The sequence below is a fragment of the Telluria sp. PB2R4 genome (genome assembly GCF_059685695.1).
Genome location: NZ_JCASIC010000007.1, coordinates 282920 through 295444, shown reverse-complemented (window position 1 = coordinate 295444; position 12525 = coordinate 282920). Strand labels below are relative to the sequence as shown.

General features: G+C 65.6%; 11 protein-coding genes and 1 rRNA gene. 7 read left to right on the top strand and 5 right to left on the bottom strand.

Translation table 11 applies throughout. The annotated features are described in order from the left end of the window. Positions 1-104 (bottom strand): 16S ribosomal RNA (locus AC56LU_RS14270); the annotation flags it as partial. A 366-nt stretch (positions 105-470) separates the two neighbouring features. Beyond that, on the bottom strand, positions 471-2894 hold the full coding sequence (locus AC56LU_RS14265; protein WP_497176263.1) for a penicillin acylase family protein: 2424 nt from the start codon (positions 2892-2894) through the stop codon (positions 471-473). 296 nt (positions 2895-3190) lie between these two features. Between AC56LU_RS14265 and AC56LU_RS14260 the strand changes: the two genes are divergently transcribed. Beyond that, positions 3191-4366, top strand: a complete 1176-nt coding sequence (locus tag AC56LU_RS14260) for an OmpA family protein (protein ID WP_497176262.1) — start codon at positions 3191-3193, stop codon at positions 4364-4366. A gap of 73 nt (positions 4367-4439) precedes the next feature. On the opposite strand, the gene AC56LU_RS14255 is transcribed toward AC56LU_RS14260, so the two are convergent. From AC56LU_RS14255 to AC56LU_RS14245, 3 genes are read right to left on the bottom strand one after another with little or no spacing between them, the layout of a single operon-like run. Further along, positions 4440-5249 carry a M48 family metallopeptidase gene (locus AC56LU_RS14255; protein ID WP_497176261.1) on the bottom strand — a complete coding sequence of 270 codons (810 nt, stop codon included), beginning with the start codon at positions 5247-5249 and terminating at the stop codon, positions 4440-4442. Then, on the bottom strand, positions 5246-5713 hold the full coding sequence (locus AC56LU_RS14250) for a YbjQ family protein (protein WP_497176260.1): 468 nt from the start codon (positions 5711-5713) through the stop codon (positions 5246-5248). The genes AC56LU_RS14255 and AC56LU_RS14250 overlap by 4 nt, the downstream gene beginning before the upstream one ends. Position 5714: 1 nt before the next feature. Continuing rightward, complete coding sequence (locus tag AC56LU_RS14245) at positions 5715-6029, bottom strand: YbjQ family protein (RefSeq protein ID WP_497176259.1); 315 nt, start codon at positions 6027-6029, stop codon at positions 5715-5717. 131 nt (positions 6030-6160) lie between these two features. Between AC56LU_RS14245 and AC56LU_RS14240 the strand changes: the two genes are divergently transcribed. The 6 genes from AC56LU_RS14240 (at position 6161) to AC56LU_RS14215 (ending at position 12476) form a co-directional block, all read left to right on the top strand. After that, complete coding sequence (locus AC56LU_RS14240; protein ID WP_497176258.1) at positions 6161-7645, top strand: B12-binding domain-containing radical SAM protein; 1485 nt, start codon at positions 6161-6163, stop codon at positions 7643-7645. Positions 7646-7713: 68 nt separating this feature from the next. Further along, positions 7714-8865 (top strand): MlaE family ABC transporter permease, encoded by a 1152-nt coding sequence (locus tag AC56LU_RS14235; protein ID WP_497176257.1) that lies wholly within the window; start codon positions 7714-7716, stop codon positions 8863-8865. Then, a complete protein-coding gene (locus AC56LU_RS14230) occupies positions 8865-9722 on the top strand; it encodes an ABC transporter ATP-binding protein (protein ID WP_497176256.1) in 858 nt (285 codons plus the stop codon). The genes AC56LU_RS14235 and AC56LU_RS14230 overlap by 1 nt, the downstream gene beginning before the upstream one ends. A gap of 2 nt (positions 9723-9724) precedes the next feature. Beyond that, positions 9725-10672 carry an MlaD family protein gene (locus tag AC56LU_RS14225; RefSeq protein WP_497176255.1) on the top strand — a complete coding sequence of 316 codons (948 nt, stop codon included), beginning with the start codon at positions 9725-9727 and terminating at the stop codon, positions 10670-10672. An 8-nt stretch (positions 10673-10680) separates the two neighbouring features. After that, the gene (locus AC56LU_RS14220) at positions 10681-11298 is read left to right on the top strand and encodes an ABC-type transport auxiliary lipoprotein family protein (RefSeq protein ID WP_497176254.1); all 618 of its coding nucleotides are present in this window, start codon (positions 10681-10683) and stop codon (positions 11296-11298) included. Further along, entirely contained in the window at positions 11295-12476 is a 1182-nt protein-coding gene (locus AC56LU_RS14215) for a VanZ family protein (RefSeq protein WP_497176253.1), read from the top strand. The genes AC56LU_RS14220 and AC56LU_RS14215 overlap by 4 nt, the downstream gene beginning before the upstream one ends. Positions 12477-12525 lie beyond the last annotated feature (49 nt).

Here is a 12525-nt window from a genome sequence, read left to right as displayed (position 1 = left end):
CCGTTCGCCACTCGCCGCCAGGTTGCCCCGCGCTGCCGTTCGACTTGCATGTGTAAAGCATGCCGCCAGCGTTCAATCTGAGCCAGGATCAAACTCTTCAGTTCAATCTCTGTTTGTTGACACTTTCGTGTCACCATCATTTCTGATGGGTCGCTCACTCAAGATACTGACCGTCGCCCATTGCTGGGCAACGTTAATACTTTTGTGAACATTTGATAATTTAAGTAATCAGTAACCGAAGTCACTGGCACCTTCATCAAACGCCCACACTTATCGACTGTTGATTGTTAAAGAACTTTATTCCGTACTACCTTGCTGCACCGTGCGAAGCGTTGTGTTCGTCAGCAGCAGAGGAATGAGATTATGCTCGTTCCCTTGGGCGTCGTCAACACCCATTCTTTGAAAATTCTATCGAATTCGCAAAAAAAACACGGCGCCTTCGGCGCCGTCCGCTTTCCCCTGCCTGATACCTACTCGCGCAGCGTCGTGCTGGTGTAGTTGGGATCGGCCTTGATTTTCTCTGGCGTGAACGGAAGCAGTGGCCACTCCTTGCGCGAGTACACCATGACCTGGTCCGCATACCAGGGCGACTTGGGATCGGTCGACTGGCCATAGGTCAGCATCGCCTGCGCCACCGGTCCGGCGTCGTCGAAGCCGACCGTCTGGATATAACTCTGCCCCCAGTGGGCGCCAACGTAGCCATTCTTCGTCAGGCCGGTGCGCATCGTCAGGGAACCATAGCTGCCCTCTTGGTTGCCGTTCCCACCGTGCAGCGGGATACGCACGCCGTTGCGTGGCTCGACCTGGTAGTCGCCCAGCCTTGCATCGAACGGGATGTCGAGCGACTGCAACTTCTCGGCCGCCGTGCGCAGCGCCGCCAGCATGGCCGGCATCGCCGCCGGCGCCACCCCGCGCGGCGTGTTGACCGGGTCCGCCGGATCGAAAGCCACGGCCCACTTGTTGGGAATGGCCGAGGCCACGCTCCAGAACTCGCGGAAGAGCACCGCACCGCGGCTGTCGACGTTGGCGCGACGATCCCAGGCCTGCAGCGCATTGCATGCTCGGTTGGACAGTGCGTTATTCAGAGCCGCGCAGGCGGGTAGCAGTTCCGGCAGCACCAGCTCGGCCGCATACACGCGGTTCGAAAAGGCCAGCGCCTGCATATCGGCCAGGGTCAGCTTGCTGCGCTGGGCCAGAAGATCTTCCATCTGGCGGAAGCCGATGCGGGTGCGCAGGCTCTGCTCGACGCCGGTGCGTCCATACAGCGGCGAGTAGCCCAGTGGCGCCGGGCCGGCGAGCAGCGCTTTCGGATTGGTCAGCCAGTAGCTGTCGTTCGAATTTCCGACGTAGTCGGTGCGCTGCATCCATGGCGCCTTCGCCGGCGAGTAGATGCCCGGCGGTGCGCCGGCATCCTGGCCCCAGGCGCAGCTGCTGCGCGAACCGTCGAACATCAGCGCCGCCTGCACCAGCAGGCAGCCGTTCGCGAACTTGTCCGCGTTCATGTGCGGCACCACGCTGGCGTCCGCATACAGCGCATTGCCTTCGCGGTCGGCTGCCACCGTGTTCACCCAGGGCAGGCCCACGACCTTGTCGAGCGAATCCTTCAGCGTGCGCACGCTATCGGCCGTGCCGATGCCCAGCCACTGTTCGAGCATACGGGTGTTGTAGCGGTTCGGGTCGCCCAGCACAAAAGCGGCGCTGGAGGTCCAGGTCATGCCGGCCGCCGGCCGGACGATGACGGCACCCTGGTGGCTGAAGTAGAAGGTCTTGCTGCGCCTGCCGACCAGGCCGTCCGGCAGCAGTGCCTCGACGGTCACCGTTTTGGACGTCATCTTGCGGCGCTCGCCGTCATAGAGATACGTGGTGCCGGTCGGATCGGTCGCATCCAGCGCCAGCCGGAAGGTGGTGAAGTGATAGGCGAAAGTCACCGTGTGGCTCCATGCGACATCTTTATTGAAGCCGATGACCACCGCCGGCACGCCGCCGATGATCACCCCCATCGCATCGTAGCGCCCGGGCACGGTGAGGTGGGCCTGGTAGAAGCGGTCGGCGGTCGTCCACGGGTAGTGCGGATTCCCGAGCAGCAGCCCGCGCCCGTTCGCCGACAGGTCCTTGCCGACGCCCAGCGCATTGCTGCCGAAGCCCTGGCGATTGAGCTGCCCGAGCTGGGCGACCAGCGACGAGGCGTCGATCCTGCGCGGGGCGGCCCTGGCCAGGCTGACCGTGGCGCCCGGGACGCGGCCTGCGGCGACAAAGTCCCTGGCGAAGGCCTGGCCGGATGCGTGCAGCGCCTTTTCCGCCACCACCAGATACATGTCGTCGAGCGTGATCGGCCGCACCCACTTGGCGCCGGCACAGGCGGCGGGCAGCTTGCCGTCGGCATCCTTGAGGTAGCGGTTGTAGCCTTCGACGAAGCCTTCGAGCAGCTCGCGCGGCTCGGGCGTGCCGGACGCATAGTTGGCGCGCAGCTGCTCGATGTCGAGGTAGCCCTTGAAGAAGAAATCGCTCTCTTCATTATTCAGATCCATGAAACCGCTGCCGCCGCCGTACTCGTCACCGGTGCGCTGGCGCGGCCGCGCATCGGCGCCGAAGAACAGCGAACGCTCGCCGCGCACGGTCAACACCGAATCGGCGAACATGCAGACGTTGTCCTGGGCATAGGCATGGGCCAGTCCGTAAGCGAGGCTGCGGAAATCCGCGGCGCGCACATGCGGCACCCCATGGGTGGTGCGCGCGACTTCGACCTGGATGCGCGAAGCGGTCTGGGTCGGCGGCGGCGGCGCCGCCGGGTCGTCGTCCTTGTCGCGGCTGCAGGCGCCCAGCGCCAGCGCGGCGGCGAATGCGGTGGCCAGCAGGCAGGCGCGGGTAAGGACAGCAGAACTTGGGTTTGACATGAGACCACTTTCTGCGGCCAGAGCGGCACGCGACAGGAAATGTTAAAATCGCACAGTTGAACTCTAGACAATTCTCTACGCCAAGCGTACTAGTGATAGTGGTGGGTTCAACAGAGGGAGAAGCTATTACGCATCAGGCATATCCTGTGTGTTGTTATTTCGAGAATATTTCTTCTTATGCGAGATAGCGAACAGTACGCAAGATGCCAAAAGGTAATACTTCAATCTGCAATTTCCCGAGAGCCGAGCCTTCGGGGACTCGGTAACAGACCAATGAATTTATTGAGAAAAGAACAATGAACGCTTCCAACAAACTCGCCGCACTGATCGCACTGGCCTGCGCAACCATGGTGAATGCCCACGCGGCACCGCAAGAGGCAGCTCCGCAGCAGCCGATGCAAACCGAATCGGCCTTCGTGAACCCGGATTGGGCCAATACCGCCTGGTACGCAGGCGTGGGTGCTGGACGCTCGCGCGCCGACATCGACCAGAGCGCGCTGCAGCGCACCCTGAACTCGAACGGCTCGACCCTGAGCAGCTTCAGCACCGATGACCGCGACGTCACCTGGAAGCTGTTCGTCGGTAAGCAGCTGAACCGCTACTTCGCCCTGGAAGCCGGCTACTTCGAACTGGAAAACTTTGACTTCGAAGCCTGGACCAACCGCGGCAACCTGAACGGCGAAACCAAGTTCCGCGGCGTGAACCTGGACCTGGTCGGCCGCCTGCCGATCACCGAGCGCCTGACCTTCCTGGCGCGCGGCGGTGTCCAGTACACCAAGGCCAAGACCCAATTCAACGGCAGCCGCCTGGATGCCGTGACCGTCGCTAACCCGCCGAACGAAGGCCGCCGCCACGGCAAGTACGGCGTGGGCCTGGAGTACGCGATCAACGAAACCATGGCACTGCGCGGCGAAGTGGAGCGCTACCGCGTGACCGACGCGGTCCAGAACCGCGGCGACATCGACACCGCTACCGTGAGCCTGGTCTGGAAGTTCGGCCGTCCGGCCAAGGCCGCCTACGTCGCACCGGCACCGGTCGAAGTGGCGCCGGCACCTGCACCAGCACCGGTCGCCGCACCAGTGGCACCTGCACCGGAACCGGTCCCGACCTCGGAAAAGGTCTCGATCGCAGCTGAAGCCCTGTTCGACTTCGACAAGGCGATCGTCAAGCCGGAAGGCAAGGCAGCCCTGGATGAGTTCATGAGCAAGCTGGAAGGCCTGAACACCGAAGTCATGATCGCTGTCGGCCACACCGACTCGGTCGGCACCAACGCCTACAACGACAAGCTGTCGCTGCGCCGCGCCGAAGCCGTCAAGGCCTACATGGTGTCGAAAGGCCTGGATTCGTCCCGCCTGTACACCGAAGGCAAGGGCGAAACCCAGCCAGTCGCCGACAACGCCAGCGCCGAAGGCCGCGCCAAGAACCGTCGCGTGACCATCGAAGTGGTCGGTACCCGCACCGTCACCAAGTAAGTCCGGTACCTCGACAAGAAGCCGCCCGGCGCAAGCCGCGGCGGCTTTTTGTTTTTCCGGGTCGGGACTTCGCTCAGCGCGGCAGCGGCAGGACCGGGCCGCCGTGCAAGCCGGCCTGGCGCATCGCTTGCTGCAGCGACGTGATGCGGGCCGCCATCGAAGGATGCGAGCCCATGTAATGGGCGATGGCTGGCGCGTCGCCGTCCCGCCCGCGGATGGCTTCGAAAAATTCGGTCGCGCCGCCGACGTGCCCATAACGGCACTGGAGGATCCGCAACGCATTCGCATCGGCCTGCGACTCGCGCTCGCGCGAATGACTGGTCTCGCCCAGATGCCGGGCCGGCGTCAGCACCCCTGCCGCCCACGAGCCGTCCCCCGTCAGCACGGTTGCCGCGACGATCACCACCAGGCTGCGCCCGACGGCGCGCAGGTGGTCCCGGTGGACGAGGTGGGAGAGTTCATGGGCAAGCACGAAGGCCAGGCCATTTTCAGACTTTACCTGCTCGAACAAGCCCGCGTAGACCATCACGGTGCCGCCCGGGAGAACCACGGCGTTGGCTTGGCTGGACGTCACCACGCGCACATTCACCGGGCCGGAGATCCCGGCGCAGCGGCGCAGCGCATCGACCTGCGTCTGCAGCCAGGCCTGGCGCGGCGCAGCCTGCGCCGGAGTGGGCGGAAGCGGCGGCGCGAGCAAGCGGGTGAGCCGCGCTTCCGTTTCGGGGCGCATGCCGTCGACCACCCGGTCCACCAGCAGGCCCGCGGCCCAGACACCCGCCAGCACCGCCAGCGACAGCGACAGCAGGATCAGCAGAAAATCCTTCAGCGGATGCTCGTGCGAGATATTGTCGTTATGCCGGGGCAGCGCGGCCCGGTACTTCATGCCTTGCCGGCGCCGGCTGCGTAATAGATGGCGGTACCGTAGGCCAGCACTTCGACGCCCGTCACCTGGTTGCGCTGGCTGCCCGCCAGAGGCAGGGTTTCCAGGCGCAGGTTGACGACCTCGTCCGCCCCCGGGCAGCTTTCCTTCAGCCGCAGGACCGCCTCGCGCTTGGCGCGGTCGAGCAGGCTTTCATAGGACTTGACCGGACCGCCTACCAGCGAACGCAGTGCCGACGCGGCCTTCTTGAAATAGTCGATCGAGATGACGACGCTGCCTGTCACCAGTTCGCTGCGCGCCACCGGCCCGCCGCGCACCAGGGTTTTCAGTGTGGTGGCGGGAAGGTTCAGCTGTTGCTTTTCCCTGACGATGATCGAACGGTAGTGGCGCGACTCGGCGGCACGGCCGAACACGTAGCCCAGCACTACCGGCACCGACCAGAAAGCCAGCAGAATGAGGTATTCCATCTCAGCTGACGGTTACCGCGGTGCCGTACACATAGATCTCGGCGGCCCCTGCCGCTACCGAGGAGGTCGAGAAGCGCACGTTGACGATCGCGTTGGCGCCCAGCTGCCCGGCCTGCGCCTTCATGCGCTCGGTCGCCTGCGTGCGGGACTCTTCCAGCAGCTCGGTATAGCCGCGCAGCTCGCCGCCGACCATGTTCTTCAGGCCGGCCATGATGTCGCGTCCCACGTGCTTGGAGCGCACCGAGCTGCCGGAGACGACGCCGTGGCACACGACAATCTCCTTGCCGGGGATGGTTTCGATATTGGTAAGAAGCATGTCAGTCCCATTCAAAAGAAGTGTCTGATTGTAGATACCAATCTTTTCCGGAAGCAATTCATTATGCATATCCGCGCCGGTACAGCGCCCGGGAGAAGTAAAATGGCGCCTTTTCCCGCCTGCACGCCATCATGTCCATCCTGCTTTCCACGCTCAACGCCCGCTACACGCACGCCTCGCTCGGCCTGCGCTACCTGCTGGCGAACATGGGACCGCTGCAGGAACAGACCCGGATCCAGGAATTCGTCATCGGCGCCAAGACCAGCGACCTGGTCGAGCGCATCCTGGCGCACGCGCCGCGCATCGTCGGCCTCGGCGTCTACATCTGGAACGTCGAAGAGACCACCCGGCTGGTGGCCATGCTCAAGCGCGTGGCGCCGCACGTCACCGTGGTGCTGGGCGGGCCCGAGGTCTCGCACGAGCTGGGCGAGCAGGAGATCGTCAAGCTGGCCGACTACGTCGTTACCGGCTGGGGCGACGTGAGCTTCCCCAAGCTGTGCGGCGAGATCCTGAACGGCCCCAAGCCGCTGATGAAGGTGCACGCCGGCGTGCAGCCGCCGATGGCGGAGATCGCCCTGCCCTACGCTTTATATAGTGAAGACGACATCGCGCACCGCACCCTGTACGTGGAAGCCTCGCGCGGCTGTCCCTTCAAGTGCGAGTTCTGCCTGTCCTCGCTCGACAAGACCGCCTGGCCGTTCCCGCTCGACGCGTTTCTGGCCGAGATGGAGTCGCTGCATGCGCGCGGCGCGCGCCTGTTCAAGTTTGTCGACCGCACCTTCAACCTGAACGTCAAGACCAGCCTGCGCATCATGCAGTTCTTCCTCGACAAGCTGGAATCGAACCCGGAAGACCCGGTGTACGCCCACTTCGAGCTGGTCCCCGACCATCTGCCGGAGGCGCTGAAGGAGACGATCGCCAAGTTTCCGCCCGGCGCGCTGCAGTTCGAGATCGGCATCCAGAGCTTCAACCCCGAGGTGCAAGCCCTGGTGAGCCGGCGCCAGGACAATGCCAGGGCCGCCGACAACATCCGCTGGCTGACCGAACAGTCGCAGGCCCACCTGCACGTCGACCTGATCGCCGGCCTGCCGGGCGAAGACGTCGCCAGCTTCGCCCGCGGCTTCGACCAGTTGGTGGGGCTGGGAGCCCAGGAGATCCAGTTCGGCATCCTGAAACGCCTGCGCGGCACCCCGATCATCCGCCATACCGAATCCTTCGGCATGGTCTACGACCCCTATCCGCCCTACACCGTGCTGGCAACGAACCTGGTCGACTTCCCGACCATGCAGGGCCTGGTGCGCTTCGCCCGCTACTGGGACCTGGTCGCCAACTCCGGCCGCTTCGCCAACACCACCCGGGTGCTGCTGGGCGATGCGCCATTCGATAACTTCATGGCGTTTTCAAGCTGGATCTATACGAAGACGGACGCCACCCACCGTATCGCGCTCGAGAAGCTGGCGAAGCTGGTGCAGGAATGGCTGCAGCTGCGCGGCATGGAACGTACGGAAGCCGCGGCCCTGCTGGCAAGCGATTATGCGGGCAAGGTCGACACCGTCCCGGTGCACAAGCCGGCGGCCGCCGCGCCGGAGCGCCAGGTGCGCCATCTGGCTGCATAATCGAGAGGTAGCGGCGCTAAGTTAGAAACCGTGTAGCAGCGATAACGATTCTCTTTTACACTGGCGCAATGCAGATTGAAAATGCGCCAATATTAACCATCCAGCATGCCGACGCCGCGTCGGCTACCGGCCCTGGCGCGGGCCAATCTGTCGTGGCGAGCGGCGTCTGGCAAGTACATACGCTGGGACGGCGCGGGGTGCTCAAGGGGATCACCCGCACCCTGGCCTCGCTCAAGCACAAGCAAACCCTGGCCTGGGACTTATCCGGCATCGAGCGCCTCGATCACGTCGGCGCCCAGATGTTCTGGAACGCCTGGGGCAAGCAGCGTCCCGAACGCCTCACGCTCGACCCGCAGCACGAAGAACTGTTCGGCCGCATCGCGAAGGCCAGCGCCATCAAGCTGCCGCGCCACCGTGTCAGCCCGCTGAACTGGCTGATCGTCCTCGGCGGCGGCGTGCTGTCCTTCTTCGAGCACCTGCGCGGTTTCGTGAGCCTGATCGGCCAGCTGATCCTCGACTTCGGCCGCTTTATCCGGCGCCCGCAGGCCGGCCCGTGGCGCGAGATCTCGGCCAACATCTACCATTCGGGCTTCCAGGCGCTCGGGATCACGGCCCTGGTCGGCTTCCTGATCGGGATCGTGCTGTCTTTCCTGTCGTCGCAGCAGCTGCGCATGTTCGGCGGCGACATCTACATCGTCAACATCCTGGGCATGGCCGTGATCCGCGAACTCGGCCCGCTGCTGGCGGCGATCCTGGTGGCCGGCCGTTCCGGCTCCTCGATCACCGCGCAGTTGGGCGTGATGCGGGTGACCGAGGAACTCGACGCCATGCTGGTAATGGGCATCTCGCACGGCCAGCGCCTGATCATGCCGAAGGTAATCGCCCTGGCCATCTCGATGCCGCTGCTGGTGGTCTGGACCGATGCGATGGCCCTGATCGGCGGCATGGTCTCGGCCAAGATCGAGCTCGGCCTGTCGTTCCGTTACTTCCTGCAGAAGCTGCCGGACGCGGTGCCGGTGGTGAACTACACCATCGGCCTGCTCAAGGGCTGCGTGTTCGGCATGCTGATCGCGCTGGTGTCCTGCCACTTCGGCCTGCGCATCGAGCCGAACACCGAGAGCCTGGGCCGCGGTACCACCACCGCAGTGGTCACCGCGATCACCGTGGTCATCCTGGCGGACGCCGTGTTCGCCATCATCTTCAACGACGTGGGGTTCTGATGGCCGACGATGCGAAGCAGCGCCAGCCGCAGCGCCTGAACAAGCGCCCCGACGAAGACGTCGGGCCGCCGGTGGTCGAGATCCGCAACCTGTGGACGCGCTTCGGGCGCACCGTGGTGCACCAGGACCTGAACCTCGACATCTATTCCGGCGAGATCCTCAGCATCGTGGGCGGATCCGGCACCGGCAAGACCGTGCTGCTGCGCCAGATGCTGGGCCTGGAGCGGCCGAGCCAGGGCTGCGTGAAAGTGTTCGGCGAAGACATCAGCGAGGCCGAACCCGAACAGCTGCAGCACATGCGCAACCATTGGGGCATGCTGTTCCAGCAAGGCGCGCTGTACTCGGCCCTGAGCGTGTTCGATAACATCGCCTTCCCGATGCGCGAGCTGCGCGCGCTGCCCGAAGACGTGATCCGCGACGCGGTGCTGCTCAAGATGGACATGGTCGGCCTCGGTCCGGAGCACGCCAACAAGATGCCGTCCGACCTGTCGGGCGGGATGATCAAGCGCGCGGCCCTGGCGCGCGCCCTGGCCCTCGAGCCGCGATTGCTGTTCCTGGACGAACCGACCGCAGGCCTGGACCCCGACCTGTCGGACGCCTTCGTGGCGCTGATCCAGACCCTGCACAGTGAACTGAAGCTCACCGTGGTGATGGTCACCCACGACCTCGACACCCTGTTCGCGCTGTCGTCGCGCATCGCGGTGCTGGCCGAGAAGCACGTGCTGGCGGTCGGGCCGGCCTGCGACGTGCTGCGGGTCCAGCATCCGTTCATCAAACACTTTTTCATGGGCCCGCGCGGCCAGCGGGCGCTGGAAGTGCTCGAAGAGCGCCACGCCCAGAACGATTCGGAGGACTGAGTATGGAAAACAGGTCATATGCCCTGATGACGGGCGTGTTCACGATCGCCCTGGTGGTGGCCGCCGTGCTGGTCGGCCTGTGGCTGAACCGCGACCGCACCGAACTGCTGCCCTACGAGATCGTCACCACGCAGTCGATCCCCGGCCTGAACCCGGAAGCGGCGGTGCGCTACCGCGGCCTGGAGGTGGGCCGTGTGGACCAGATCGTGTTCGACCCGCGCGTCACCGGCCAGATCCTGATCCGCCTGTCGGTTGACAAGAACTCGCCGATCACCACCACCACCTTCGCCTCGCTCGGCTACCAGGGCGTGACCGGGATCGCCTTCATCCAGCTCGATGACGACCGCACCGGCTCGCCGCGCCTGGCCGCGCGCGAGGACCAGCCGGCGCGCATTCCGCTGCGTCCCGGCCTGCTCGACATGCTGGAAAAACGCGGCACAGCCATCCTCGAGAAGACCGAGCAGATCACCGACAGCCTGAGCAAGATGGTGAGCGACGAGAACCAGAAGACCATCATCGGCGCCTTCGACAGCATCGGCAAGGCGGCCGACGCCTATGCCGCCATCCCGCAAAAGCTGGAGCCGACCATCGACCGCCTGCCGGCGCTCACCGCGAAGCTCGACCGCAGCCTGAGCTCGTTCGACGCCGCCGCCGCCAGCATCCAGGCCACTTCCAACAACTATGGCGAGCTGGCCACGCGGCTGCAGGCGCCGGACGGCCCGCTCGAGCGCCTGAACGGCGCGGTCGGCTCGCTGCAGTCGGCCACCAGCGAACTCGAACTCGAAACCCTGCCGCACGTCGTCCAGATGACCGACGAGGCGCGCGGCGCGCTGCGCGCCGTGAAGCGCACCGCCACCTCGCTGTCCGACCGCCCGCAGAGCATCCTGTTCGGCGCCCCGAGCGTCCAGCCGGGCCCGGGCGAACCGGGCTTCGTGCCCCCGACCAAATGAGGACCACCGTGACCGTTACTCCGATCCGCTCCCTGCTCGCCCTTGCCGCCTCGGCCCTCCTGCTGGCCGGCTGCGCCAGCACCAAGACCCAGGAAAACTCGACCTACGATTTCGGTCCCGCAGCGCCGCTGCAGCAGGCGGCCGCGCCCGCAGCGATGCCGGCCATCGTCGTCATGGACGCCACCGGCCCGGCCGCCCTCGAGAACGAGCGCATGTACTACCGCCTGACCTACGCCGATGCGCTGCAGGCCCGCACTTATGCCCACAGCCGCTGGGCCAGCAACCCGCTGCAGATGCTCACCCAGCGCGTCAAGGCGCGCCTGGCGCAATCGGGCATGAAGGTGCTGTCGGCCACCGACGCCTCCACCGGCGTGCCGCTGCTGCGCGTGGAAGTGGACGACTTCGTCCATGCCTTCACCGGCGTGAGCCAGAGCGAAGGCCAGCTGACCCTGCGCGCCTCGCTGTTCAGCGATCACCGCCTGCTCGACCAGCGCAGCTTCACCCGCGCCACGCCGGCGCCGAGCGCCGATGCCCCGGGCGGCGCGCGCGCCCTTGCCACCAGCACCGATGCGGTGGCGGCCGACATCCTGGCCTGGCTGGCGACGGTCGACACCCGGAAGCGATGACCAAGCCCACCGTCGCCGTCGACCAGCGCGAACGCCCGCGTGAAGGACGCGGCTCGCCGATCGCGCGCGCGGCGCTGCTGGCCTACCTGCTGCTGATTATTTACGCCAGCTGGTATCCGTTCACCGGCTGGCGCGACAGCGGCCTGCCGCCGTTCACCTTCCTCAACCTGGTCAAGCAGCGCTACTGGACCGGCTTCGACGTCGGCGTCAACGTGGTCGGCTACGTCCCGCTCGGCGTGCTGCTGGTGCTGTCGGTGTATCCGCGCGTGCGCGGGGTGTGGGCGGTGCTGCTGGCGGCGCTCGGCGGCATCCTGGTCACGATCACGATGGAGGCGGTGCAGAACTTCCTGCCCAGCCGGGTGCCGTCCAACCTCGACCTCATGACGAATGCCGGCGGCTGCCTGGTGGGCGCCCTGCTCGGCGCCTGGTGGGCGCCCGGACTGCTCGACCGCAGCCGCCTGTTCCAGCTGCGGCGGCGCTGGTTCGCGCCCTATGCCAGCCAGGGCCTGGTGCTGGTGGCGCTGTGGCCGCTGGCGCAGATCTACCCGCAAAGCTACCTGTTCGGCCATGGCCAGGTGCTGCCGATCGTCTCCGGCTGGCTGTCGCGCTGGTTCGATACCGAGATCGACCTGGTGACCATGCTGCGCCCGGGCGCGGCCATGTCGGTGGAGCAGTACTGGCTGTCCGAGACCATCATTACCGCCTGCGGCATGACCGGCGCCGTGCTCACCCTGATGTGCCTGGTGCGCCGCAGTGCCCCGCGCTTCCTGCTGATGGTGGTATTCCTCGCCACGGCGCTGCTGGTCAAGGCGCTGGCGAGCTCGCTGCTGTTCCGGCCGGATAACGCGTTCGTGTGGGTGACGCCCGGCGCCGAGGGCGGCTTCATCATCGGCATGATCATGCTGGCCGGCCTGGTGTTCGCACCGCAGGTGGCGCAGCGCCGGCTGGCGGTGGTGACGCTGGTACTGAGCCTCATCGTGGTCAATACGGTGCCGGTGAACCCGTATTTCGTCGCCACCCTGCAGGGCTGGGTGCAGGGCAAGTTCCTGAACTTTAACGGAGCAGCCCAGTTCCTGTCGTTGCTGTGGCCCTTCTTTGCCTTATGGTTCCTGCTGCTGCCCTCGCACAAGCTCAACCGCCCGGAACCGCGGCCGGGGCCGGCGGACGAGACGCCGTGACAGGGCGTCCCCGCCATTTGCCGTATCATGGCGGCTGGCGACCTTCCTT

Excerpts from the sequence above, each read along its gene's own strand:
- AC56LU_RS14265 (WP_497176263.1), bottom strand. The coding sequence starts at position 2,894 with ATGTCAAACCCAAGTTCTGCTGTCCTTACCCGCGCCTGCCTGCTGGCC.
- AC56LU_RS14260 (WP_497176262.1), top strand. The coding sequence starts at position 3,191 with ATGAACGCTTCCAACAAACTCGCCGCACTGATCGCACTGGCCTGCGCA.
- AC56LU_RS14255 (WP_497176261.1), bottom strand. The coding sequence starts at position 5,249 with ATGAAGTACCGGGCCGCGCTGCCCCGGCATAACGACAATATCTCGCAC.
- AC56LU_RS14250 (WP_497176260.1), bottom strand. The coding sequence starts at position 5,713 with ATGGAATACCTCATTCTGCTGGCTTTCTGGTCGGTGCCGGTAGTGCTG.
- AC56LU_RS14245 (WP_497176259.1), bottom strand. The coding sequence starts at position 6,029 with ATGCTTCTTACCAATATCGAAACCATCCCCGGCAAGGAGATTGTCGTG.
- AC56LU_RS14240 (WP_497176258.1), top strand. The coding sequence starts at position 6,161 with ATGTCCATCCTGCTTTCCACGCTCAACGCCCGCTACACGCACGCCTCG.
- AC56LU_RS14235 (WP_497176257.1), top strand. The coding sequence starts at position 7,714 with ATGCAGATTGAAAATGCGCCAATATTAACCATCCAGCATGCCGACGCC.
- AC56LU_RS14230 (WP_497176256.1), top strand. The coding sequence starts at position 8,865 with ATGGCCGACGATGCGAAGCAGCGCCAGCCGCAGCGCCTGAACAAGCGC.
- AC56LU_RS14225 (WP_497176255.1), top strand. The coding sequence starts at position 9,725 with ATGGAAAACAGGTCATATGCCCTGATGACGGGCGTGTTCACGATCGCC.
- AC56LU_RS14215 (WP_497176253.1), top strand. The coding sequence starts at position 11,295 with ATGACCAAGCCCACCGTCGCCGTCGACCAGCGCGAACGCCCGCGTGAA.